General features: G+C 66.6%; 30 protein-coding genes. All 30 read right to left on the reverse strand.

Annotation, left to right across the window (positions count from 1 at the left end; translation table 11 throughout):
- Positions 1-5 precede the first annotated feature (5 nt).
- Complete coding sequence (locus CLV67_RS03020; RefSeq protein WP_106315546.1) at positions 6-659, reverse strand: adenylate kinase; 654 nt, start codon at positions 657-659, stop codon at positions 6-8.
- A 74-nt stretch (positions 660-733) separates the two neighbouring features.
- The gene (gene secY, locus CLV67_RS03025) at positions 734-2074 is read right to left on the reverse strand and encodes a preprotein translocase subunit SecY (RefSeq protein WP_106315749.1); all 1341 of its coding nucleotides are present in this window, start codon (positions 2072-2074) and stop codon (positions 734-736) included.
- Between the two features lie 463 nt (positions 2075-2537).
- Positions 2538-2987, reverse strand: coding sequence for a 50S ribosomal protein L15 (gene rplO, locus CLV67_RS03030; protein WP_106315547.1), 450 nt, complete (start codon positions 2985-2987; stop codon positions 2538-2540).
- A complete protein-coding gene (gene rpmD, locus CLV67_RS03035) occupies positions 2988-3170 on the reverse strand; it encodes a 50S ribosomal protein L30 (RefSeq protein ID WP_043531070.1) in 183 nt (60 codons plus the stop codon).
- Positions 3170-3793 carry a 30S ribosomal protein S5 gene (gene rpsE, locus CLV67_RS03040; protein ID WP_106315548.1) on the reverse strand — a complete coding sequence of 208 codons (624 nt, stop codon included), beginning with the start codon at positions 3791-3793 and terminating at the stop codon, positions 3170-3172. Before rpsE ends, rpmD begins: the two co-directional genes overlap by 1 nt.
- A gap of 13 nt (positions 3794-3806) precedes the next feature.
- Positions 3807-4202 (reverse strand): 50S ribosomal protein L18, encoded by a 396-nt coding sequence (gene rplR / locus CLV67_RS03045; RefSeq protein ID WP_106315549.1) that lies wholly within the window; start codon positions 4200-4202, stop codon positions 3807-3809.
- On the reverse strand, positions 4199-4738 hold the full coding sequence (gene rplF / locus CLV67_RS03050) for a 50S ribosomal protein L6 (protein WP_106315550.1): 540 nt from the start codon (positions 4736-4738) through the stop codon (positions 4199-4201). Before rplF ends, rplR begins: the two co-directional genes overlap by 4 nt.
- Before the next feature lie 14 nt (positions 4739-4752).
- On the reverse strand, positions 4753-5160 hold the full coding sequence (gene rpsH / locus CLV67_RS03055) for a 30S ribosomal protein S8 (protein ID WP_014440735.1): 408 nt from the start codon (positions 5158-5160) through the stop codon (positions 4753-4755).
- Between the two features lie 117 nt (positions 5161-5277).
- Positions 5278-5463, reverse strand: coding sequence for a type Z 30S ribosomal protein S14 (locus CLV67_RS03060; protein ID WP_020513598.1), 186 nt, complete (start codon positions 5461-5463; stop codon positions 5278-5280).
- 2 nt (positions 5464-5465) lie between these two features.
- Complete coding sequence (rplE, locus tag CLV67_RS03065; RefSeq protein WP_106315551.1) at positions 5466-6035, reverse strand: 50S ribosomal protein L5; 570 nt, start codon at positions 6033-6035, stop codon at positions 5466-5468.
- On the reverse strand, positions 6032-6355 hold the full coding sequence (gene rplX / locus CLV67_RS03070; protein ID WP_106315552.1) for a 50S ribosomal protein L24: 324 nt from the start codon (positions 6353-6355) through the stop codon (positions 6032-6034). Before rplX ends, rplE begins: the two co-directional genes overlap by 4 nt.
- The gene (gene rplN, locus CLV67_RS03075; protein WP_093618755.1) at positions 6352-6720 is read right to left on the reverse strand and encodes a 50S ribosomal protein L14; all 369 of its coding nucleotides are present in this window, start codon (positions 6718-6720) and stop codon (positions 6352-6354) included. Before rplN ends, rplX begins: the two co-directional genes overlap by 4 nt.
- 140 nt (positions 6721-6860) lie before the next feature.
- Positions 6861-7133, reverse strand: a complete 273-nt coding sequence (gene rpsQ / locus CLV67_RS03080) for a 30S ribosomal protein S17 (protein WP_106315553.1) — start codon at positions 7131-7133, stop codon at positions 6861-6863.
- Complete coding sequence (gene rpmC / locus CLV67_RS03085) at positions 7130-7363, reverse strand: 50S ribosomal protein L29 (protein WP_106315554.1); 234 nt, start codon at positions 7361-7363, stop codon at positions 7130-7132. The genes rpsQ and rpmC overlap by 4 nt, the downstream gene beginning before the upstream one ends.
- Entirely contained in the window at positions 7363-7788 is a 426-nt protein-coding gene (gene rplP, locus CLV67_RS03090) for a 50S ribosomal protein L16 (RefSeq protein WP_014440729.1), read from the reverse strand. Before rplP ends, rpmC begins: the two co-directional genes overlap by 1 nt.
- A gap of 3 nt (positions 7789-7791) precedes the next feature.
- Positions 7792-8640, reverse strand: a complete 849-nt coding sequence (gene rpsC, locus CLV67_RS03095; RefSeq protein ID WP_106315555.1) for a 30S ribosomal protein S3 — start codon at positions 8638-8640, stop codon at positions 7792-7794.
- Positions 8640-9083: a 50S ribosomal protein L22 gene (gene rplV / locus CLV67_RS03100; protein WP_106315556.1), complete on the reverse strand. Its 444-nt coding sequence runs from the start codon at positions 9081-9083 to the stop codon at positions 8640-8642. Before rplV ends, rpsC begins: the two co-directional genes overlap by 1 nt.
- 37 nt (positions 9084-9120) lie before the next feature.
- Positions 9121-9402 (reverse strand): 30S ribosomal protein S19, encoded by a 282-nt coding sequence (rpsS, locus tag CLV67_RS03105; protein WP_014687760.1) that lies wholly within the window; start codon positions 9400-9402, stop codon positions 9121-9123.
- A gap of 13 nt (positions 9403-9415) precedes the next feature.
- Positions 9416-10255 carry a 50S ribosomal protein L2 gene (rplB, locus tag CLV67_RS03110; protein WP_093618759.1) on the reverse strand — a complete coding sequence of 280 codons (840 nt, stop codon included), beginning with the start codon at positions 10253-10255 and terminating at the stop codon, positions 9416-9418.
- A gap of 14 nt (positions 10256-10269) precedes the next feature.
- On the reverse strand, positions 10270-10572 hold the full coding sequence (rplW, locus tag CLV67_RS03115; protein WP_106315557.1) for a 50S ribosomal protein L23: 303 nt from the start codon (positions 10570-10572) through the stop codon (positions 10270-10272).
- Positions 10569-11216 (reverse strand): 50S ribosomal protein L4, encoded by a 648-nt coding sequence (rplD, locus tag CLV67_RS03120; protein ID WP_106315558.1) that lies wholly within the window; start codon positions 11214-11216, stop codon positions 10569-10571. Before rplD ends, rplW begins: the two co-directional genes overlap by 4 nt.
- Complete coding sequence (gene rplC / locus CLV67_RS03125) at positions 11213-11872, reverse strand: 50S ribosomal protein L3 (protein ID WP_106315559.1); 660 nt, start codon at positions 11870-11872, stop codon at positions 11213-11215. Before rplC ends, rplD begins: the two co-directional genes overlap by 4 nt.
- A gap of 10 nt (positions 11873-11882) precedes the next feature.
- On the reverse strand, positions 11883-12191 hold the full coding sequence (gene rpsJ / locus CLV67_RS03130; protein WP_007073037.1) for a 30S ribosomal protein S10: 309 nt from the start codon (positions 12189-12191) through the stop codon (positions 11883-11885).
- Positions 12192-12517: 326 nt separating this feature from the next.
- Positions 12518-13711, reverse strand: coding sequence for an elongation factor Tu (tuf, locus tag CLV67_RS03135; protein ID WP_106315560.1), 1194 nt, complete (start codon positions 13709-13711; stop codon positions 12518-12520).
- Positions 13712-13830: 119 nt separating this feature from the next.
- The gene (gene fusA, locus CLV67_RS03140) at positions 13831-15927 is read right to left on the reverse strand and encodes an elongation factor G (RefSeq protein WP_106315750.1); all 2097 of its coding nucleotides are present in this window, start codon (positions 15925-15927) and stop codon (positions 13831-13833) included.
- An 85-nt stretch (positions 15928-16012) separates the two neighbouring features.
- Positions 16013-16483 (reverse strand): 30S ribosomal protein S7, encoded by a 471-nt coding sequence (gene rpsG / locus CLV67_RS03145; protein WP_045745030.1) that lies wholly within the window; start codon positions 16481-16483, stop codon positions 16013-16015.
- Between the two features lies 1 nt (position 16484).
- On the reverse strand, positions 16485-16859 hold the full coding sequence (gene rpsL / locus CLV67_RS03150) for a 30S ribosomal protein S12 (protein WP_014440718.1): 375 nt from the start codon (positions 16857-16859) through the stop codon (positions 16485-16487).
- Positions 16860-17284: 425 nt separating this feature from the next.
- Positions 17285-17803, reverse strand: a complete 519-nt coding sequence (locus CLV67_RS03155; RefSeq protein ID WP_239166640.1) for a hypothetical protein — start codon at positions 17801-17803, stop codon at positions 17285-17287.
- Positions 17804-17866: 63 nt separating this feature from the next.
- On the reverse strand, positions 17867-18178 hold the full coding sequence (locus tag CLV67_RS03160; protein ID WP_106315561.1) for a hypothetical protein: 312 nt from the start codon (positions 18176-18178) through the stop codon (positions 17867-17869).
- A 100-nt stretch (positions 18179-18278) separates the two neighbouring features.
- On the reverse strand, positions 18279-22172 hold the full coding sequence (locus tag CLV67_RS03165; protein WP_106315562.1) for a DNA-directed RNA polymerase subunit beta': 3894 nt from the start codon (positions 22170-22172) through the stop codon (positions 18279-18281).
- Positions 22173-22197 lie beyond the last annotated feature (25 nt).

Consider the following 22197-nt stretch of genomic DNA (forward strand, 5'->3'; position numbering starts at 1 on the left):
CGGTCTCAGCCGCCGTACGACCGCAGAGCGTCGATCGCGCGGACCGTGACGTCCTCCACGGGGCCGGTGGCGTCGATGCCCACCAGCTTGCCCTGAGCGCCGTAGAAGTCCACCAGCGGCGCGGTCTTGTCCGCGTACTCCACCAGGCGGTTGCCGATCGTCTCGGCCTTGTCGTCGTCACGCTGGAACAGCTCGCTGCCGCAGCGGTCGCAGATGTCCGGCTTGCTCGTCGGGTCGAACTCGACGTGCCAGATCTTGCCGCAGCCACGGCAGGTACGACGGCCGGAGAGCCGGCGGATGACCTCGTCGTCGTCGACCACGAGTTCCATCACCAGGTCCAGCGCCGTGCCCAGGTCAGCCAGGAGCTTGTCCAGGGCCGAGGCCTGCGGCACGGTACGCGGGAACCCGTCGAGCAGGAAACCGTCACCGGCGTCCGGTTCGGCGAGCCGGTCCCGGACCATGTTGATGGTGACCTCGTCGGGGACGAGCTGCCCGGCGTCCATGTAGCGCTTGGCCTCGACACCGAGCGGCGTGCCCTGCGACACGTTCGCCCGGAAGATGTCACCGGTCGAGATCTTCGGTACGGCGAGATGGGCGGCGATGAACTCAGCCTGGGTCCCCTTGCCGGCCCCCGGAGGGCCCACCAGTACCAGCCGCACCTACATCGCCTCGCTTCGGTCCTGAGAAACCACGCCCACCGTCGACGCCAGAGCCACCCGGCCCCGCGTACCCACTACCGGAGGAACCCTTCGTAGTTCCGCTGCATGAGTTGGCTCTCGATCTGCTTCACCGTCTCCAGGCCCACACCGACCATGATCAGAACCGCGACACCACCGAACGGGAAGTTCTGGTAGGAGCTCTGGTCGAGCCAGATGAAGAAGAAGTTCGGCATGACCGAGATCAGGCCAAGGTACAGCGCGCCCGGGAGCGTGATCCGGCTGAGGATGAAGTCCAGGTAGTCGGCGGTCGGCTTGCCCGGGCGGATACCCGGAACGAAACCACCGTACTTCTTCATGTTGTCCGCGACCTCGGTCGGGTTGAACGTGATGGACACGTAGAAGTACGTGAAGAAGATGATCAAGAGGAACATCGTGCCGATGTACATGGGGCTGACCGGGTCGGCCAGGTGGTTCTGGATCCACACCTGGTAGTCGGTCAGGTTGTTCTTGTCGAAGAACTGCAGGTACAGCTGAGGCAGGTAGAGCAGCGACGAGGCGAAGATGACCGGGACGACACCCGCCTGGTTGACCTTCAGCGGGATGTAGGTGGAGGTCCCGCCGTACATCCGCCGGCCGATCATGCGCTTCGCGTACTGGACCGGGACTCGGCGCTGCGCCTGCTCGATGAAGACCACCAGCGCGATGATGACCACGACCAGCCCGATCACCAGCATGAACTTGCCGGTGCTCGTCGACTCCTTGATGCTCCAGCCCTCACCGGGGAGGCGGGCCGCGATCGAGGTGAAGATCAGGACCGACATGCCGTTGCCGACGCCGCGGTCGGTGATCAGCTCGCCGAGCCACATGACCACGCCGGTGCCGGCGGTCATCGTCATCACCAGGATGGTCAGGGTGAGCCAGACCGGGATGCCGGTGTTCTCGGGGATGATCTGGTAGGTCGGGTCGTTCTGGTCGCACAGACCGTTGAAGAGCTGCCCGGTGCGGGCCAGCGCCACGAACGCCGAGGCCTGCAGGACCGCGAGGCCGAGCGTCAGGTAACGCGTGTACTGCGTGATCTTCGCCTGGCCGGACTGGCCCTCCTTGCGGAGCTGCTCGAGACGCGGGATGACCACGGTGAGCAGCTGCAGGATGATCGACGCCGTGATGTACGGCATGATGCCCAGCGCGAAGACGGAGAGCTGCAGCAGCGCACCGCCCGAGAACAGGTTGAGCAGATTGAGAAGGTCGTTGTTGGCCGACTCGGTCAACTTGAGACATGCCCGTACGTTGGCGTAGGAGACGCCAGGACTGGGCAATGTGGCGCCGAGACGATAGATCCCAACGATCGCTACCGTGAAGAGTAGCTTCTTCCGCAGGTCAGGCGTCCGAAGCGCGCTCGTGAAGGCGGACAACAACTGATCCTCCTGCGTGGTCGCCACACTCTGGTTGCGGTATCCCCGAAAATCGGGCACACATCATTGGACAGCCATAGAGGCCGCCAGCGGAGCACTGTATCAGCAAGGCCGAGAGCGCAACCACCGGCATCGCATGGGCCGATGTCCCAGTACAACACAACTGTCCCGCTTCGTGGCTGAACCGGTTGGTTGCGCGTCGATCGGAATGCCTGTCCCACCCTACGTCACGGCGTGGAACACAGCCTGCATCCATCGAGGAGAACCACTCTCCTCGCCCGCCCGGCCACGTCAAGGCCCCTGAGACGGCCGTCACCGCGTTTTGCCGCCATTCCCTGACTCACTAGCGTCCGCAGCGCGATCAAGGCCTCACGCGGCGCACAGGGCCGTTTCCGTAACCCGGACAACGGAAGAGGCCGCGGCCCCGGGGAACACCCGGCGCCGCGGCCTCGAACCGCGTCAGGTACTACAGCTCGGTGGCGGAACCACCGGCGGCAGCGATCTTCTCCTTGGCCGACTCGCTGAAGGCGTGCGCCGAGATGGTCAGCGCGACGCCGCCCAGCTCGCCGGAGCCCAGCACCTTGACCGGCTGACCCTTGCGGACCGCGCCGGCCTGGACCAGCTCGGCCGGGCCGATCTCGCCGCCGTTGGGGAACAGCTCGGCGAGACGGTCCAGGTTGACGACCTGGAAGACGACCTTGTTGCGGGGCCGGTTGCCCAGACCCTTCACCTTCGGCAGGCGCATGTGGATGGGCATCTGCCCACCCTCGAACGACGCCGGGGTGTTCTTCCGGGCGCCGGTGCCCTTGGTACCGCGACCGGCAGTCTTGCCCTTGGAGCCCTCACCGCGACCCACACGGGTCTTCGCGGTCTTCGCACCGGGCGCCGGGCGCAGGTGGTGAACCTTGATCGCCATTTACTCGACCTCCTCGACAGTGACGAGGTGGTTCACCGCGAAGATCATGCCCCGAATCTCGGGGCGGTCCTCCTTGACCACCACATCGTTGATCCGCTTCAGGCCGAGCGACCGCAGGGAGTCCCGCTGGTTCTGCTTACGGCCGATCCCGGACCGGATCTGGGTGACCTTCAAGCGCGCCATCAGTGCACCGCCGCTTCCGCACGCGCTGCCAGCATGGCGGCCGGCGCCACATCCTCGACCGGCAGGCCGCGACGCTTCGCGACCATCTCCGGCGACTCGAGGCCCTTCAGAGCGGCCACGGTCGCGTGCACGATGTTGATCGGGTTCGACGAGCCGAGGCTCTTCGACAGGATGTCGTGGATACCCGCGCACTCGAGCACGGCACGCACCGGGCCACCGGCGATGACGCCGGTACCGGCGGAGGCCGGCTTGAGCAGGACGACACCGGCCGCCGCCTCACCCGTGATGGGGTGCGGGATGGTCGCGCCGATCCGCGGAACCTTGAAGAAGTGCTTCTTGGCCTCCTCGACGCCCTTGGCGATCGCCGCGGGCACCTCCTTGGCCTTTCCGTAGCCGATACCGACGGTGCCGTCACCGTCGCCGACGATCACCAGGGCGGTGAAGCTGAAGCGACGACCACCCTTGACGACCTTCGCGACACGGTTGATCGCGACGACCCGCTCCAGGTGCGGGGTCTTCTCGACGGGCGCGTTTCCGCGGCCGCCCTCGCGACGGTTGTCCCTGCGGTTGCCACCCTCGGTGTTACCGCCGGACCCGCCGCCTCGGCGCTGCTGACCAGGCATTGGTCAATTCCTCCTAGAACTCGAGTCCGGCTTCGCGAGCGGCGTCCGCAAGCGCGGCGATCCGGCCCGCGTACTTGTTGCCACCCCGGTCGAAGACGACCTTGGAAATCCCCGCGGCCTTCGCCCGCTCGCCGAGCAGAGCGCCGACCTTGCCGGCCTGGGCGCTCTTGTCGCCCTCGCCACCCCGGATCGAGGAGTCGAGAGTCGAGGCGGAAGCCAGCGTGTGACCCTTGAGGTCGTCGATGATCTGCGCGGTGATGTTCCGCGCGGACCGGGTGACGACCAGGCGGGGACGCTCGGCCGTACCACGGACGTTCTTGCGGACCCGGAAGTGCCGACGCGCCTTGCCGACGGCACGCTTGGCGGCAACCCCGCCGCCGTTGCGGCGCTTGAGCAGCGTGGCGGTCACTTCTTACCTGCCTTTCCAGCCTTGCGGCGGATGACCTCGCCCTGGTACTTGACACCCTTGCCCTTGTAGGGCTCCGGCGGACGGATCTTGCGAATGTTCGCGGAGATCTCACCCACCAGCTGCTTGTCGATGCCGGCGACCGAGAACACGGTCGGCTTCTCGACGGAGAAGGTGATGCCCGCGGGGGCCGGAACCAGAACCGGGTGCGAGAAGCCGAGGGCGAACTCGAGGTCCTTGCCCTTGGCGGTCACGCGGTAACCGGTGCCGTTGATCTCGAGCGTCTTCTTGTAGCCCTCGGTCACGCCGATGATCATGTTGGCGACCAGGGTACGAGAAAGGCCGTGCAGTTCCTTGGCCTTGCGCTCGTCGTTGGGTCGGTTGACGACCAGCTCGCCACCATCCTTCGAGACCGTGATCGGCTCGGCGACGGTGTGCGAGAGCTCGCCCTTGGGGCCCTTGACCTTGACGGTCTGGCCCGTGATGGTGACGTCGACGCCGGCCGGGACCGGGATCGACTTACGTCCGATTCGCGACATGTCTAAGTCTCCAGTTACCAGACGAAGGCGAGGACTTCCCCGCCCACGCTCCGCTTGCGGGCCTGCTTGTCGGTCAGCAGTCCCTGGGACGTCGAAATGATCGCGACACCGAGACCACCGAGCACGCGGGGCAGCTCGTCGGACTTGGCGTAAACCCGCAGGCCGGGCTTCGAGACGCGCTTGATGCCGGCGAGGCTGCGCTCGCGGTTCTGGCCGTACTTGAGCTCAACGACCAGACGCTTGCCGACCGCGCCCTCCTCGGGCTCCTCAGACGTCCACGACGCGATGTAACCCTCGGCCTTGAGGACCTCGGCGATGTTCGCCTTGATCTTCGAGTACGGCATGGTCACCTTGTCGTGGTACGCCTGGTTGGCGTTGCGCAGACGCGTCAGCATGTCTGCGATCGGGTCCGTCATCGTCATGGGTATTCGTCAACCTTTCTCGCCGGGGTTCCCGAGCTGGGCTCAGGCCTACGGCGAAGCGGCATTACATTCGGGTCCGCCTGATGGCCCGCCGCTGCGGGCGGGCCGGGGCGGAAGTTACCAGGAGGCCTTGGACACGCCGGGAAGCTCACCGCGGTGGGCCATGTCCCGCACGCAGACGCGGCACAGGCCGAACTTGCGGTAGACCGAGTGCGGACGTCCACACTTCTGGCAGCGGGTGTAGGCACGCACCGCGAACTTGGGCTTCGCGGCAGCCTTGAGGATCAGCGCCTTCTTCGCCATTCTCAGTTCTCCTTGAACGGGAAGCCCAGGAGCTTCAGCAGCGCCCGGCCCTCGTCGTCGGTGGTGGCGGTGGTGACCACGGTGATGTCCATGCCCCGCGGCCGATCGATCCGGTCCTGGTCGATCTCGTGGAACACCGACTGCTCGGTCAGGCCGAAGGTGTAGTTACCGTGACCGTCGAGCTTCCGGCCGTCCAGACCGCGGAAGTCGCGGATACGGGGCAGCGAGATCGACAGCAGCCGGTCCAGGAACTCCCACATCCGGTCGCCGCGGAGGGTGACCTTCGCGCCGATCGGCATGCCCTCACGCAGCTTGAACTGCGCGATGGACTTGGTGGCCCGGCGGACCAGCGGCTTCTGACCGGTGATCGTGGTCAGGTCACGGACCGCGCCGTCGATGAGCTTGGCGTCGCGGGCAGCCTCGCCGACACCCATGTTGACCACGATCTTGACAAGACCGGGGGTCTGCATCGGGTTGCCGTACTTGAACTGCTCACGGATGGCCGGCACGACCTCGGAGCGGTACTTCTGCTTGAGACGCGGCAGCGTCTTTGCCTCGGTGGCGGCAGTCATGACAGTTCCTTACCGGTCGTACGCGCGATCCGGACCTTGTTGCCGTTCTCGTCGATCTTGTAGCCGATCCGAGTCGGCTTGCCCTCGCCGTCCACGACCTGCACGTTCGAGATGTGGATCGGGGCTTCCTGAGTGACGATGCCGCCGGTCTTCGAACCGCGCTGGTTCGTACGGATGCGCTCGTGCTTCTTGACTCGGTTGACGCCCTCGACGAGGACCTTGTCCCGCGTCGGGTAGGCCGCGATGACCTTACCCTTGGCGCCCTTGTCCTTACCGGCGATGACGACGACCGTGTCGCCCTTCTTGATCTTCACGGTCAGAGCACCTCCGGCGCCAGGCTGATGATCTTCATGAACCGCTTGTCGCGCAGCTCGCGCCCGACCGGGCCGAAGATGCGGGTTCCGCGGGGGTCCCCGCCGTCCTTGATGATGACGGCAGCGTTCTCGTCGAAACGGATGTACGAGCCGTCCGGACGGCGCCGCTCCTTGCTGGTGCGGACGACGACCGCCTTGACGACGTCACCCTTCTTCACACCGGCGCCGGGGATGGCGTCCTTGACCGTGGCCACGATGACGTCGCCGATGCTCGCGTAACGGCGACCGGAACCGCCGAGTACGCGGATGCACAGGATCTCCCGGGCACCCGTGTTGTCGGCGACGCGCAGTCGCGACTCCTGCTGGATCACGTCTGTCTCCTATGTCTGCCAGTTCTCCGGGCCGCAGGCCCGAAGCTTGGCGGAACGTTCACCCTGCCTTGTTCCGCTTTACGGGCGGGTGGCGGGGTGGTTGACGGGCCGCTGGGCCGGCGTGAGCCGGCCCAGCGCACTCACTTGGCCTTTTCGAGGATCTCCACGATGCGCCACCGCTTGGTGGCGGAGAGCGGACGGGTCTCCATGATCGAAACCCGGTCGCCGACGCCCGCAGCATTCTGCTCGTCGTGCACCTTCAGCTTCCGCGTACGGCGGATGACCTTGCCGTACAGGGCGTGCTTGACGCGGTCCTCGACCTCGACAACGACGGTCTTGTCCATCTTGTCGCTGACCACGAGACCGTCACGCACCTTGCGCTGCGCGCGCGGAGTGGTGGTGTTCTCACTCATGCCGTCACCTCATCCGGCGCGACCGAGAGACCGAGCTCCCGCTCACGCATGATCGTGTAGATCTTCGCGATGTCCTTGCGGACGACCTGGAGCCGACGGTGATTGTCGAGCTGCCCGGTCGCACGCTGCACACGAAGGTTGAACAGCTCCGCCTTGGCCTCCTTGAGCTTCGCGACCAGTTCCTCTTCAGGAAGCTCGCGGAGCTCAGCGGCCTTAACGCCGGCTGCCATCAGCTTTCACCCACTTCGCGCGTCACGATGCGGCACTTCATCGGGAGCTTGTGGATCGCGCGGCGCATCGCCTCACGCGCGACCGTCTCGTTCGGGAACGACATCTCGAAGAGAATGCGTCCCGGCTTGACGTTCGCCACCCACCACTCGGGAGAACCCTTACCGGAACCCATGCGGGTTTCGGCCGGCTTCTTGGTCAGCGCCTGGTCCGGGAAGATCGAGATCCAGACCTTGCCGCCACGCTTGATGTGACGGGTCATGGCGATACGCGCCGACTCGATCTGCCGGTTGGTCACGTACGCCGGCTCCAGAGCCTGGATACCGAACTCGCCGAAGACGACCCGGTTGCCACCCTTGGACGCGCCGCTGCGGTCCGGGTGATGCGGCTTACGGAAGCCCTTTGGGGGCTTACGCGGCATCAGCATGTGTCAGCCCTCCTGCTGCGTCTCGGCCGGAGCCGGAGCCGCGGCAACCGCGGCGTCGTTCACGTTGTCGCCGTCGCCACCACGAGCCGAGGCAGCGGCACGGCCGGCCTCGGTTCCACCCGCGGTCGTGCCGGACGAACCGGAACGGCCACGACGCGGACGCTCGGGACGGTCGGCGCGGTCCCGGCGCGGACGCGCGGGCGCCTCAGCGACGGCCTCGCGACCCGGAACGGCGTCGCCCTTGTAGATCCAGACCTTCACGCCGATGCGGCCGAACGTGGTACGGGCCTCGAAGAAGCCGTACTCGATGTTGGCCCGCAGCGTGTGCAGCGGAACGCGACCCTCACGGTAGAACTCCGTGCGGCTCATCTCCGCGCCGCCGAGACGGCCGGAGACCTGCACCCGGATGCCCTTGCAGATCGGGTTCTTCATGGCCGACTGCATGGCCTTGCGCATGGCCCGACGGAAGCTGACCCGGGAGGACAGCTGCTCGGCGACACCCTGCGCGACCAGCTGAGCGTCCGACTCGGGGCTCTTCACCTCGAGGATGTTCAGCTGGACCTGCTTGCCGGTGAGCTTCTCGAGCTCGCCACGGATCCGGTCGGCCTCCGCACCCTTACGGCCGATGACGATGCCCGGCCGGGCGGTGTGGATGTCGACACGTACCCGGTCACGGGTCCGCTCGATGTCCACCTTGGAGATGCCGGCGCGCTCGAGGCCCTTGGACATCATGCGGCGGATCTTGACGTCCTCGCCGATGTAGTCCTTGTAGAGCTTGTCCGCGAACCAGCGGCTCTTCCAGTCGGTGGAGATGCCGAGGCGGAACCCGGTGGGGTGAACCTTCTGACCCATTACTCGGCACCCTCCGTGCTCTGGGACTCGGCCTTCGGCGCCGCCTTCTTGGCGGAAGCCTTCTTCGCCGGGCGGGCCGTCTGGACCGCCTCGACCGCGATAGTGATGTGGCTGGTGCGCTTGCGGATCCGGTACGCCCGGCCCTGCGCCCGCGGACGGAACCGCTTGAGCGTGGGGCCCTCGTCGACGAACGCCTCGCTCACGAGCAGGGCGTCGGGGTCGAGCCGCTCGTTGTTCTCCGCGTTCGCGATGGCGCTGGCAAGCACCTTGTAAACCGGCTCGCTGGCGGCCTGCGGCGCGAACTGCAGGACGACCAGCGCCTCCTTCGCGGGCAGACCACGAACGAGGTTGATCACCCGGCGCGCCTTGTTCGGCGAGATGCGCACGTGCCGCGCAACCGCCCGCGCGCCCGGAAGCACCGGAGCGTCGCCCTTAACTGGCATCGCTGTAGCTCCTAAATCCTCTGATCCGTGAATCTGCTTAGCGACGACGGCTCTTGCGGTCGTCCTTCTCGTGACCCTTGAACGTACGGGTCAGAGCGAACTCGCCGAGCTTGTGCCCGACCATCGCCTCGGTGACGAAGACCGGGACGTGCTTGCGGCCGTCGTGCACGGCGATCGTGTGCCCGAGCATGTCCGGGATGATCGTCGAGCGGCGCGACCAGGTCTTGATGACGTTCTTCGAGTTCTTCTCGTTCTGGACTTCCACCTTCTTGAGCAGGTGGTCGTCGACGAACGGGCCCTTCTTCAGGCTGCGAGGCATCTTTTAACTCCCGTTACCCGCGCTTGCGGGTGGCGTAGCGGCGGCGAACGATCAGCTTGTCGCTCTCCTGGCCCTTGCGGCGGGTACGGCCCTCCGGCTTACCAGCCGGGTTGACCGGGTGACGACCACCGGAGGTCTTACCCTCACCACCACCGTGCGGGTGGTCGACAGGGTTCATGGCGACACCACGGACGGTCGGGCGCTTGCCCTTCCACCGCATACGGCCGGCTTTACCCCAGTTGATGTTCGACTGCTCGGCGTTACCGATCTCGCCGACCGTCGCGCGGCAGCGGATGTCGACGCGACGGATCTCACCGGACGGCATACGCAGCGTGGCGTACGCACCCTCACGGCCGAGCAGCTGGATGCCGACGCCGGCCGAGCGGGCCAGCTTGGCGCCACCGCCGGGACGAAGCTCCACACCGTGGACCGTCGTACCGACCGGGATGTTGCGCAGGGGAAGGTTGTTCCCCGGCTTGATGTCCGCGCCCACGCCCGACTCGACGCGGTCGCCCTGCTTCAGGTCCTTCGGCGCGAGGATGTAGCGCTTCTCACCGTCGGCGTAGTGCAGCAGAGCGATGCGGGAGGTGCGGTTGGGGTCGTACTCGATGTGAGCGACCTTGGCCGGCACGCCGTCCTTGTCGTTCCGCTTGAAGTCGATGAGCCGGTACTGCCGCTTGTGGCCGCCGCCCTGGTGCCGCGTGGTGATGCGGCCGTGGACGTTGCGACCACCCTTCTTGGGCAGCGGAACCAGCAGAGACTTCTCCGGCGTCGACCGGGTGATCTCGGCGAAGTCGGCGACGCTCGAGCCGCGACGGCCCGGCGTGGTCGGCTTGTACTTACGGATTGCCATGATTCACAAACCCCTTAGCTGACCGGGCCGCCGAAGGCCTCGATACGGTCACCGTCAGCCAGCTTCACCATCGCGCGCTTGGTGGCCTTGCGCTGCCCCCAGCCGCTGCGGGTGCGCTTGCGCTTGCCCTCGCGGTTCGCCGTGTTCACGGTCAGCACGCGGACGTTGAAGATCTGCTGGATCGCGATCTTGATCTGGGTCTTGTTCGCGTCCGGACGGACCTCGAACGTGTACCAGTTCTGGTCGAGAACGCTGTAGCTCTTCTCGGAGACCACCGGGGCGACGATGATGTCGCGCGGGTCGGCGATCGTGCTCACTTGTCGCCCTCCTCGGACTTCTCAGAGCCGCCCAGGAACTCGTCGAACGCGGCCTTGGTGAAGACCACCTCGTCGGCGACCAGCACGTCGTAGGTGTTGAGCTGGCCGGCCTCGATGAGGTGGACCGTCGGCTCGTTGCGCAGCGACACCCAGTTCAGCTCGTCCTGGCTGTCCAGAACGACGAGGACCTTGGTGGTCTGTGCGACCTTGCGCAGCGTCGCCACGGCGGCCTTGGTCGACGGCTTGTCGCCGCTGACGAAAGCCTCGACGACGAACAGGCGGCCGTCGCGGGCCCGGTCGGAGAGGGCGCAACGCAGAGCGGCGGCCTTCATCTTCTTGGGGGTCCGCTGGCTGTAGTCGCGCGGCACGGGACCGTGCACGACGCCACCGCCGGTGAACTGCGGCGCGCGGATCGAGCCCTGACGGGCGCGACCGGTGCCCTTCTGCTTGTACGGCTTCTTGCCGCCGCCGGCGACCTCGCCGCGCGTCTTGGCCTTGTGCGTGCCCTGACGGGCCGCGGCCAGCTGCGCCACGACGACCTGGTGCATCAGCGGGATGTTCGCCTGGACGTCGAAGACGTTGGCGGGCAGGTCGACCGAGCCGGCCTTGGCGCCCTCGGCGTTGATCACGTCAACCGTGCTCACTTGGCACCGCCCTTCGCGGTCTTCTTCGCCGCGGTACGGACCAGGATCAGCGCGCCCTTGGGACCGGGCACCGCGCCGCGGACCAGGATCAGGTTGCGCTCGGCGTCGACGGCCTGGATGACCAGGTTCTGCACGGTGAAGCGCTTGCCACCCATGCGACCGGCCATCTTGACGCCCTTGAAGACGCGACCCGGGGTCGCGCAGGCGCCGATCGAACCGGGCGAGCGGTGCTTGCGCTCGACACCGTGGCTGGCACGGAGACCGTGGAAGCCGTGCCGCTTCATGACGCCGGCGTAGCCCTTGCCCTTGGTCTTACCGGTCACGTCGATCGGCTGGCCGGCCGCGAACGTGTCGACGGTGACTTCCTGGCCGAGCTCGTACTCGCTCGCGTCGACGGTGCGCAGCTCCACGATGTGGCGGCGCGGCGAAACGCCGGCCTTGGCGAACTGGCCGCTCTCCGGCTTGTTCACCTTCCGCGGGTCGATCGCGCCGTACGCCAGCTGGACAGCCGCGTAGCCGTCCTTCTCATCGGTACGGACCTGGGTCACGACGCAAGGGCCGGCCTGCACCACGGTTACCGGGACGACCTTGTTGTTGTCCCAGACCTGGGTCATGCCGAGCTTGGCGCCCAGGATCCCCTTAACTTGCCTGTCCATTGTCCGGTCCCTACAGCTTGATCTCGATGTCGACGCCAGCCGGAAGGTCGAGACGCATGAGCGAGTCGACCGTCTTCGGGGTCGGGTCGATGATGTCGATCAGACGCTTGTGCGTGCGCATCTCGAAGTGCTCGCGCGAGTCCTTGTACTTGTGCGGCGAACGGATCACGCAGAAACGGTTGATCTCCGTGGGCAGCGGCACCGGGCCCGCGACCTGCGCCCCGGTACGCGTCACCGTCTCGACGATCTTCCGCGCCGAGGAGTCGACGACCTCGTGGTCATAGGCCTTGAGCCGGATGCGGATCTTCTGTCCCGCCATGGTGGCTTCTGTTTCCTTCTCTCGATGCCGCTACCTGCGGAAGCGGGTAACCTCCGCATGCCCGCAGGACGGTTGATCCTGCGTTGTCCGACCCCCGCGGTCGGGCGTGTCGCGCCTCCGGGCCGATGGAGCCCAGGCAGAGCGCTATGCACTCCAGTCGATCACGGGGATCTGTGGTGTCGGGCGGCAAACGGAACACACCCGGACACCCGGCGAGGGTGGGTAACCGTAAGCGGCTACCCACCCCGCGCGGACGCAACCTGACTAGTATGCCGGATTGAATCCGACATTGCTAATCGGGGTCACCTGAGGGCCGAAACCCTCATTCACTTAGTGATCTTCGTGACCGTTCCGGCGCCGACGGTGCGGCCACCCTCACGGATCGCGAACTTCAGACCCTGGTCCATGGCGATCGGCTGGATCAGCTTCACGGACATGGAGGTGGAGTCGCCGGGCATGACCATCTCGGTGCCCTCGGGCAGCGTGACGACGCCGGTGACGTCCGTGGTACGGAAGTAGAACTGCGGCCGGTAGTTCTGGAAGAACGGGGTGTGCCGGCCACCCTCCTCCTTCGAGAGGATGTAGACCTGGCCCTCGAACTCCGTGTGCGGAGTGGAGGTGCCCGGCTTCACGACGACCATGCCGCGCTCGACGTCCTCGCGCTTGATGCCGCGGAGCAGCAGACCGACGTTCTCACCCGCGCGGGCCTCGTCGAGCAGCTTGCGGAACATCTCGATGCCGGTGCAAACGGTCTTGGTCGACTTCTCGCGGATACCGACGATCTCGACCTCCTCGTTCGGCTTGAGGATGCCGCGCTCGGCGCGACCGGTCACCACGGTGCCACGGCCGGTGATCGTGAAGACGTCCTCGATCGGCATGAGGAACGGCTTCTCGGTCTCACGCTCGGGCTGCGGGATCGCGGTGTCGACCGCGTTCATCAGCTCGAGGAGCTTGCCGGTCCACTCCGGGTCGCCCTCGAGCGCCTTGAGCGCCGACACGCGAACGACCGGCAGGTCGTCGCCCGGGAACTCGTAGGTGCTGAGCAGCTCGCGGACCTCGAGCTCGACGAGCTCCAGGAGCTCCTCGTCCTCGACCATGTCGCTCTTGTTCAGGGCGACGACGATGTACGGAACGCCGACCTGGCGGGCCAGGAGGACGTGCTCCTTGGTCTGCGGCATCGGGCCGTCGGTGGCGGCCACGACCAGGATCGCGCCGTCCATCTGGGCGGCACCGGTGATCATGTTCTTGATGTAGTCGGCGTGGCCGGGGCAGTCCACGTGCGCGTAGTGACGCGCCGCGGTCTGGTACTCGACGTGCGCGATCGAGATCGTGATGCCGCGGGCCTTCTCCTCCGGCGCCTTGTCGATCTCGTCGAACGGGGTGTACGGGTTCAGGTCCGGGAACTCGTCGTGCAGGACCTTCGTGATGGCCGCAGTCAGCGTCGTCTTACCGTGGTCGATGTGACCAATGGTGCCGATGTTGACGTGCGGCTTAGTCCGCTCGAACTTCGCCTTCGCCACTGGTGTCCTCCTGTGGACTGTGTCATTACTTGTCGCCCGGCACGCCGATAAGGCGCTCAGGACTCTGTCGACTGCCAGTGCACGTGCGGTCCTCGACGGACCGCACGTGCCTCAACGCATCAGGCGCCGGTGGCCTTAGCGATGATCTCCTTAGCCACGTTCTGAGGAACCTCGGCGTAGGAGTCGAACAGCATGCTGTAGCTAGCCCGGCCCGCAGTCTTCGACCGGAGGTCGCCGACGTAGCCGAACATCTCCGAGAGCGGGACCAGAGCCTTGACGACGCGGGCGCCGTGGCGCTCCTCCATCGACTGGATCATGCCACGCCGGGAGTTGAGGTCGCCGATGACGTCACCCATATTGTCCTCAGGGGTGGTGACCTCAACGGCCATCATGGGCTCGAGGAGAGCCGGGTCGGCCTTGCGGGCCACTTCCTTCATCGCCATGGAGCCGGCGATCTTGAACGCCATCTCGGAGGAGTCGACCTCGTGGTACTGACCGTCGACCAGCGTGAACTTCACGCCGACCAGCGGGTAACCGGCGAGGACGCCGTACTGCAGGGAGTCCTGCGCACCCGCGTCCACCGAGGGGATGAACTCCTTGGGGATGCGTCCACCGGTAACCGCGTTCACGAACTCGTACGTGGGGCCGTCCGCGTCGAGCGGCAGCGGCTCGACGTTGACGATGACCTTCGCGTACTGGCCCGAGCCACCGGTCTGCTTCTTGTGGACGTACGTGTGCTTCTCGACGGTGCCGCGGATCGTCTCGCGGTAGGCCACCTGCGGCTTACCGATGTTCGCCTCGACACTGAACTCGCGGCGCATGCGGTCCACCAGGATGTCCAGGTGGAGCTCGCCCATGCCGGCGATGATCGTCTGACCGGTCTCCTCGTCGTTGAAGACCCGGAACGTCGGGTCCTCCTCGGCGAGACGCTGGATCGCAGTGCCCAGCTTCTCCTGGTCCGACTTGGTCTTCGGCTCGATGGCGACCTGGATGACCGGCTCCGGGAAGGTCATCGACTCGAGGATGACCGGCTTGGCCGGGTCGCTGAGCGTGTCACCGGTGGTGGTCTGCTTCAGACCCTGGACGGCGATGATGTCGCCGGCCTGCGCGGTGGCGCGCTCCTCACGCTTGTTCGCGTGCATCTGGTAGATCTTGCCGATCCGCTCTTTCCGGTCCTTGGTGGAGTTGATCACCTGAGTACCGGTCTCGAGCGTTCCGGAGTAGACCCGGACGTACGTGAGCTTGCCGAGGTGCTTGTCGGTCTGGATCTTGAAGGCCAGCGCCGAGAAGGGCTCGTCGTTCGACGGCTTCCGCAGGATCACGGTCTCGCCGTCGGTCGCGGTGCCCTCGATGGCCGGGATGTCCAGCGGCGACGGCAGGAACTCGACAACGGCGTCCAGCATCGGCTGCACACCCTTGTTCTTGAACGCCGAACCGCAGAGCACCGGGTTGGCCTTGCTGGCGATCGTGGCGCGCCGGATGGCGGCCCTGATCTCCTCGACCGAGACCTCTTCGCCCTCGAGGTACTTCTCCATCACGGCGTCGTCGACGTCCGCGAGGGTCTCGATGAGCTTCTCGCGCCACTCGGCGGCCTGGTCGGCGAGGTCGGCCGGGATCTCCTCGACCGCGTAGTCCTCACCCTTCTGGGTCTCCCCACGCCAGGTGAGCGCGCGCATCTCGATCAGGTCGACGACACCGATGTGGTCGCCCTCGAGCCCGATCGGGATCTGGAGGACCAGCGGGGTGGCGTTGAGCCGGTCGATCATCATCTGCACGCAGCGGAAGAAGTCGGCACCGGTCCGGTCGAGCTTGTTGACGAAGCACATCCGGGGGACGTTGTACTTGTCCGCCTGACGCCAGACGTTCTCGGTCTGGGGCTCCACGCCGGCCACACCGTCGTACACAGCGACAGCACCGTCGAGCACACGCAGCGACCGCTCGACCTCGACCGTGAAGTCGACGTGGCCGGGCGTGTCGATGATCTGGATCGTGTGACCCTTCCACTCGCACTTGGTGGCGGCGGAAGTGATGGTGATACCGCGCTCCTGCTCCTGCTCCATCCAGTCCATGACGGCGGCGCCCTCGTGGACTTCACCGATCTTGTACGTGATGCCGGTGTAGAACAGGATCCGCTCGGTCGTCGTGGTCTTACCAGCGTCGATGTGCGCCATGATGCCGATGTTGCGTACCTTGGCGAGCGCGTCTGCGGCGGCCACTTCCATCCCTACTTTTCTTCGTCGTCGTCTCTAGGACCGGTACGACTGCCGTGGCCCGGCGGATTGCCGGGCCCGCAGCAGGGTCTTACCAGCGGTAGTGCGCGAAGGCCTTGTTGGACTCCGCCATCTTGTGAGTGTCCTCGCGACGCTTCACAGCGGCACCGAGGCCGTTGCTGGCGTCGAGCAGCTCGTTCTGCAGCCGCTCGATCATGGTCTTCTCGCGGCGGGCCTTGGAGTACTGGACCAGCCAGCGCAGACCGAGGGTGGTCTGACGCGGGGTGCGGACCTCGACCGGCACCTGGTAGGTCGCGCCACCGACACGGCGGCTGCGAACCTCGAGGGTCGGCTTCACGTTGTCCATCGCGCGCTTGAGGATGACCACCGGGTCGGTGCCACTCTTCTCGCGGGCACCCTCGAGGGCTCCGTACACGATGCGCTCGGCGAGCTGACGCTTGCCGGCGACGAGGATCTTGTTGACCAGCTGAGTCACCAGCGGGGAGTTGTACACCGGGTCAGCGACCACAGGGTGGCGCGGAGCGGGTCCCTTACGCGGCATATCAGCTCTTCTCCTTCTTCGCGCCGTAACGGCTGCGGGCCTGCTTGCGGTTGCGGACACCCTGGGTGTCGAGCGAACCGCGAACGATCTTGTAGCGGACGCCCGGGAGGTCCTTAACACGACCGCCACGCACGAGCACGATGGAGTGCTCCTGCAGGTTGTGGCCGACGCCCGGGATGTACGCCGTCACCTCGATCTGGCTGCTCAGCTTCACACGAGCGACCTTGCGCAGCGCAGAGTTGGGCTTCTTGGGGGTAGTGGTGTACACGCGCGTGCACACGCCGCGCCGCTGAGGGCTTCCCTTCAGCGCCGGCGTCTTCGTCTTGCTCGTCTTCGCCTGGCGGCCCTTGCGGACCAGCTGCTGGATCGTGGGCACCGGGTTTCTCCGCTCCCTTCGGCCGCTTCCTGTTTACGGCCGCACCGTGTATTTCTGCCTCTGTGTGCGGGCTCTCCCCGGTGGGGAGTGTCCCGCACCCGCGGTCGGGCGTGTCGTCCGGCTCACGGTCCCATCGCACGTGAAGGTTCACGTGCTCCGGATGTTGTCTGTGTGAACAAAGCCCTTCACGGCTTTGCTCGTCGTGGTGCTGTAACCCGTCGCACGTTCCGAAACGGGTGCACGCACGAGTTGCCCGGGCGAGCCCGGGCACGAGGGGAAAGACTACCCACCCTGCGCACCCAGGTCAAAATGAGCCCAGGCTCCCACGATGGACATCTCCGTATACCAGTGTACCGGGTACTCCTGCGTGCCATCCTCGCGGTGCCAGATCTCCGGTCCGGACACCCCGCCCGAGCCTCTGCGGCTCACGACAACTGCAACGCCAGTCCCAGTCCTAGTCCCACCAACGCCAGGGCAGCACCGGCGATTCCGCAGATGATTCCGCCGAGGGCCAGCCCTCGGCCGGTGAAGCGCACCCGGCCCGGCTCCGGGGCTCGCGAGATCTGCCGGCGGCCGATCAGCCCGGCCGTCACCGCCCCGGCACACGCCAGGACGCTGAGCAGGGTGAACGCGCCGGCGATCCAACCGCCCCATCCCTCCTCCGCGCCGGTGAGACCGAAACAGAAAGCCGCCAGCGCGACCAGGATCGCTCCGATGCCGGCGATCAGTGAACCGACCGCCGGACCCGATGTGATCGGCGGCACCTGCAGGTGCACCAGACCGAACCCCGTGCCGGTCACCTGATCGACCCGGTCCGGCTGCCAGCCGGCGGTGGGCGGCGGCGGTGGCGGTGCGGGCACGTAGCCGTAGGGCGGCGGAGCGCCGTACGGGACCGGGGACGGGCCGTACGGCGGCGGGTACGGCGAACGCGGGGGTTGCGTCATACGAAAAGCATGTCACCCGTACGGGCTCCGCTGCAGCCCGCCCCGGCGGCCGCCTCGACCGCCTCAGTCCGTGCCGGGGGCGAAGTCCTGCCCGGGCGCCGCGGCCAGGTGCAGAAGACCGGCGATCAGGAGCACCACCAGCGCGCCGATCGCCAGCACGAGACCGGCCCACGCGAGCCCCCGGCCCCTCCGGATCAAGGCCGACCCCGACAGGTAACCACCCGCCGCATAGGCCTCACGGGCCGACTGACGGGCCAGGAGCAGGGCCAGCGTGGCCGGGATCACCCCACCGACCAGCGGACCGGTGAGCAACCCCACGAGGCCGAGCGCGAAGACGGCACGCGCCTTCGACGACGGCACCGGTTCCGGATCCATCGGGTGGCGGGTGGGAACGGCGGGAAGAGTCACCAACCCATCTTAGGAACGCCCATGGGGCGGCCGCGCCCAGCGCGACCGCCCCATGTGGAGAAAACCCTTAGCGGTACGACCCGAAGTCGAAGTCGTCCAGCGGCACAGCCTGCCCGCTGGCCGGCCCGAAGCCGTAGTCGGTCTCGGGGTACCCGGTCATCGAGTACACCTTGGCCTTGGCCTCCTCGGTCGGCTCGACCCGGATGTTGCGGTACTTGGAGATACCGGTACCCGCCGGGATGAGCTTACCGATGATGACGTTCTCCTTGAGGCCCACCAGCGAGTCGCTGCGCGAGTTGATCGCAGCGTCGGTGAGCACCCGGGTGGTCTCCTGGAAGGAGGCCGCCGAGAGCCAGGAGTCGGTCGCCAGCGAGGCCTTGGTGATACCCATCAGCACCGGACGACCGGCGGCGGGCTCGCCACCCTCGCCGACGAGCCGGCGGTTCTCCGACTCGAAGAGCGCCCGGTCGACCAGGATTCCCGGAAGGAACTCGGTCGCACCGGAGTCGATGACCGTCACCCGCTTGAGCATCTGGCGGATGATGATCTCGATGTGCTTGTCGTGGATGAGCACACCCTGCGAGCGATAGACCTCCTGGACCTCACTGGTCAGGTGGACCTGGACCGCGCGCGGGCCCATGATGCGCAGCAGCTCGTGCGGGTCGATGGTGCCCTCGGTGAGCTTCTCGCCGACGCCGACGTGGCCGCCGTCCGGGATGCGCAGCTTGACGCGCTTGGAGATCTTGTCGTACACGATCTCCTCGCTGCCGTCGTCCGGCACCACGATGATCTTGCGCGAGCGCTCGCCGTCCTCGATGCGGACGCGACCGGGGGTGTCGGCGATGGGCGCCTTACCCTTCGGCACACGGGCCTCGAAGATCTCCTGGACACGCGGCAGACCCTGGGTGATGTCCTCACCCGCGACACCACCGGTGTGGAAGGTACGCATCGTCAGCTGCGTGCCGGGCTCACCGATCGACTGGGCCGCGATGATGCCGACCGCCTCGCCGATGTCGACCGCCTTGCCGGTCGGCAGCGAACGGCCATAGCAGGCCGCGCACACACCGAGCTTCGACTCACAGGTCAGGACGCTGCGCACCCGGACCGTCTCGACGCCGGCCGCGACGAGCGCGTCCACCATGATCGAGTTGAGGTCGTCACCACGCGACACCACGCGGTTGCCGTTGGCGTCGTCGATGTTGTCGGCAAGCGTCCGGGCGTGTACGCCGGTCTCGGCGTGCACGTGGACGACCAGCTTGCCGTCGACCCGCTCGGGGTCGGTGACCGCCATCGGGATCGCGCGCTCGGTGCCGCAGTCCTCCTCGCGGATGATGACGTCCTGCGAGACGTCCACCAGACGACGGGTCAGGTAACCCGAGTCGGCGGTACGCAGCGCGGTGTCGGCCAGACCCTTACGGGCACCGTGCGTGGAGATGAAGTACTCCAGAACGGTCAGACCCTCGCGGTACGACGAGGTGATCGGCCGCGGGATGATCTCACCCTTGGGGTTGGCCACCAGACCACGGATCGCGGCGATCTGCCGGAGCTGGAGGAGGTTACCGCGGGCGCCGGAGTTGATCATGACCCAGAGCGGGTTCTCCTGCGGCAGCGCGGTCTCCATCTCCTTGGAGATCTCGTTGGTCGCCTTGGTCCAGATGTCGATGAGCTCGCTACGGCGCTCCTCGGACGTGATCAGACCGCGCTGGTACTGCTTGTCGATCTGGTCGGCCTCGCCCTGGTAGCGCTGCAGGATCTCCGGCTTGCGCGGCGGGGCGATGACGTCGCCCATACCGATCGTCACACCGGACCAGGTGGCCCAGTGGAAGCCGGCCTCCTTGAGCGCGTCCAGGGTCGCGGCCAGGGCGACCTTCGGGAAACGCTCGGCGAGGTCGTTGACGATCGCCGACAGCTGACCCTTGCGGATCTCGTAGTTGACGTACCGGTAGCCCGGGGGCAGCGTCTCGTTGAAGATGACCCGGCCCAGGGTGGTCTCGACCAGCACCGGGTCACCCTCGACCCAGTCCTCGGCCGGCACCCAGGTCTCGCCCTTGGCACCGTTGTCGACGCCGATGACCTCACGCAGCCGGATCTTCACCGGAGCCTGCAGGTGCAGTTCGCCGGCGTCGAACGCCATCCGCGCCTCGGCGTCCGAGCTGAACACCCGGCCCTCGCCCTTGGCACCGGGCGTCATGTGGGTCAGGTAGTACAGACCGATGACCATGTCCTGGGTGGGCATGGTGACCGGCTTGCCGTCGGCCGGCTTGAGGATGTTGTTCGACGACAGCATCAGGATCCGGGCCTCGGCCTGCGCCTCGGCCGACAGCGGCACGTGGACCGCCATCTGGTCACCGTCGAAGTCCGCGTTGAACGCGGTGCAGACGAGCGGGTGGATCTGGATGGCCTTGCCCTCGACCAGCTGCGGCTCGAAGGCCTGGATGCCGAGGCGGTGCAGGGTCGGAGCACGGTTCAGCAGAACCGGGTGCTCGGAGATGACCTCTTCGAGGACGTCCCACACGACCGGGCGCTGACGCTCGACCATCCGCTTGGCCGACTTGATGTTCTGCGCGTGGTTCAGGTCGACCAGGCGCTTCATCACGAACGGCTTGAACAGCTCCAGCGCCATCTGCTTCGGCAGGCCGCACTGGTGCAGCTTGAGCCGGGGGCCGACGACGATGACGGAACGACCGGAGTAGTCGACCCGCTTGCCGAGCAGGTTCTGACGGAACCGGCCCTGCTTGCCCTTGAGCATGTCGGAGAGCGACTTCAGCGGGCGGTTACCCGGACCGGTGACCGGCCGGCCACGACGGCCGTTGTCGAACAGCGCGTCGACGGCCTCCTGGAGCATCCGCTTCTCGTTGTTCACGATGATCTCGGGCGCGCCGAGGTCGATCAGACGCTTGAGGCGGTTGTTCCGGTTGATGACCCGGCGGTACAGGTCGTTCAGGTCGGAGGTCGCGAAACGGCCACCGTCGAGCTGCACCATCGGGCGCAGGTCCGGCGGGATGACCGGGACGCAGTCCAGGACCATGCCGAGGGGCGAGTTGCGGGTGTTCAGGAACGCCGCGACGACCTTGAGTCGCTTGAGCGCCCGGATCTTCCGCTGGCCCTTACCGGTGCGGATGATCTCCCGGAGGTTCTCCGCCTCGGCGTCCAGGTCCATGTTCTGCAGCAGGGCCTTGATGGCCTCGGCGCCCATGCCACCGGTGAAGTACTCACCGAAGCGGTCGCGCAGCTCGCGGTAGAGCAGCTCGTCGGTGACCAGCTGCTTGGAGTCGAGCTTGCGGAAGGTGTCGAGCACCTCGTCGAGGCGGTCGATCTCGCGCTGCGCCTTGTCCCGGATCTGGCGCATCTCGCGCTCGCCGGCTTCCTTGACCTTGCGACGCACGTCGGCCTTGGCACCCTCGGCCTCGAGCTCGGCGAGGTCCTGCTCCAGCTTCGCGGCCCGCTTCTCGATCTCCGAGTCACGGCCGTTCTCCGACTGGCGCTTCTCGGCGAAGATCTCGTTCTCGATCGTGGACATGTCACGGTGACGCGACTCGGCGTCAACGCTCGTGATCACGTACGAGGCGAAGTAGATGATCTTCTCGAGGTCCTTGGGAGCCAGGTCGAGCAGATAGCCCAGCCGGCTCGGGACGCCCTTGAAGTACCAGATGTGCGTGACGGAAGCGGCCAGCTCGATGTGGCCCATGCGCTCACGCCGGACCTTGGAGCGGGTCACCTCGACGCCACAGCGCTCACAGATGATGCCCTTGAACCGGACGCGCTTGTACTTACCGCAGTAGCACTCCCAGTCCCGCTGCGGACCGAAGATCTTCTCGCAGAAGAGTCCGTCCTTCTCGGGCTTGAGGGTGCGGTAGTTGATCGTCTCGGGCTTCTTGACCTCGCCGTGCGACCACTGCCGGATGTCGTCAGCGGTAGCAAGGCCGATGCGCAACTCGTCGAAGAAGTTGACGTCGAGCACTTGGACTATCCCTCGTGTTTCGTTG

The organism is Actinoplanes italicus (assembly GCF_003001815.1).
GTDB classification, from domain to species: Bacteria; Actinomycetota; Actinomycetes; order Mycobacteriales; family Micromonosporaceae; genus Actinoplanes; species Actinoplanes italicus.

Coding starts and splice junctions, on each gene's coding strand:
- rpsQ (WP_106315553.1), bottom strand. CDS start 7,133: ATGAGTGAGAACACCACCACTCCGCGCGCGCAGCGCAAGGTGCGTGAC.
- rpsG (WP_045745030.1), bottom strand. CDS start 16,483: ATGCCGCGTAAGGGACCCGCTCCGCGCCACCCTGTGGTCGCTGACCCG.
- rplP (WP_014440729.1), bottom strand. CDS start 7,788: ATGCTGATGCCGCGTAAGCCCCCAAAGGGCTTCCGTAAGCCGCATCAC.
- rplO (WP_106315547.1), bottom strand. CDS start 2,987: ATGGCGATCAAGGTTCACCACCTGCGCCCGGCGCCCGGTGCGAAGACC.
- CLV67_RS03060 (WP_020513598.1), bottom strand. CDS start 5,463: ATGGCGAAGAAGGCGCTGATCCTCAAGGCTGCCGCGAAGCCCAAGTTC.
- rplV (WP_106315556.1), bottom strand. CDS start 9,083: ATGCCAGTTAAGGGCGACGCTCCGGTGCTTCCGGGCGCGCGGGCGGTT.
- CLV67_RS03160 (WP_106315561.1), bottom strand. CDS start 18,178: ATGGATCCGGAACCGGTGCCGTCGTCGAAGGCGCGTGCCGTCTTCGCG.
- rpsC (WP_106315555.1), bottom strand. CDS start 8,640: ATGGGTCAGAAGGTTCACCCCACCGGGTTCCGCCTCGGCATCTCCACC.
- rpsJ (WP_007073037.1), bottom strand. CDS start 12,191: ATGGCGGGACAGAAGATCCGCATCCGGCTCAAGGCCTATGACCACGAG.
- rplC (WP_106315559.1), bottom strand. CDS start 11,872: ATGGACAGGCAAGTTAAGGGGATCCTGGGCGCCAAGCTCGGCATGACC.
- rpsS (WP_014687760.1), bottom strand. CDS start 9,402: ATGCCTCGCAGCCTGAAGAAGGGCCCGTTCGTCGACGACCACCTGCTC.
- rpsE (WP_106315548.1), bottom strand. CDS start 3,793: ATGCCTGGTCAGCAGCGCCGAGGCGGCGGGTCCGGCGGTAACACCGAG.
- CLV67_RS03155 (WP_239166640.1), bottom strand. CDS start 17,803: ATGACGCAACCCCCGCGTTCGCCGTACCCGCCGCCGTACGGCCCGTCC.
- rplB (WP_093618759.1), bottom strand. CDS start 10,255: ATGGCAATCCGTAAGTACAAGCCGACCACGCCGGGCCGTCGCGGCTCG.
- rplE (WP_106315551.1), bottom strand. CDS start 6,035: ATGACTGCCGCCACCGAGGCAAAGACGCTGCCGCGTCTCAAGCAGAAG.
- rplF (WP_106315550.1), bottom strand. CDS start 4,738: ATGTCGCGAATCGGACGTAAGTCGATCCCGGTCCCGGCCGGCGTCGAC.
- rpsH (WP_014440735.1), bottom strand. CDS start 5,160: ATGACGATGACGGACCCGATCGCAGACATGCTGACGCGTCTGCGCAAC.
- rpmC (WP_106315554.1), bottom strand. CDS start 7,363: ATGGCAGCCGGCGTTAAGGCCGCTGAGCTCCGCGAGCTTCCTGAAGAG.
- rpmD (WP_043531070.1), bottom strand. CDS start 3,170: ATGGCGCGCTTGAAGGTCACCCAGATCCGGTCCGGGATCGGCCGTAAG.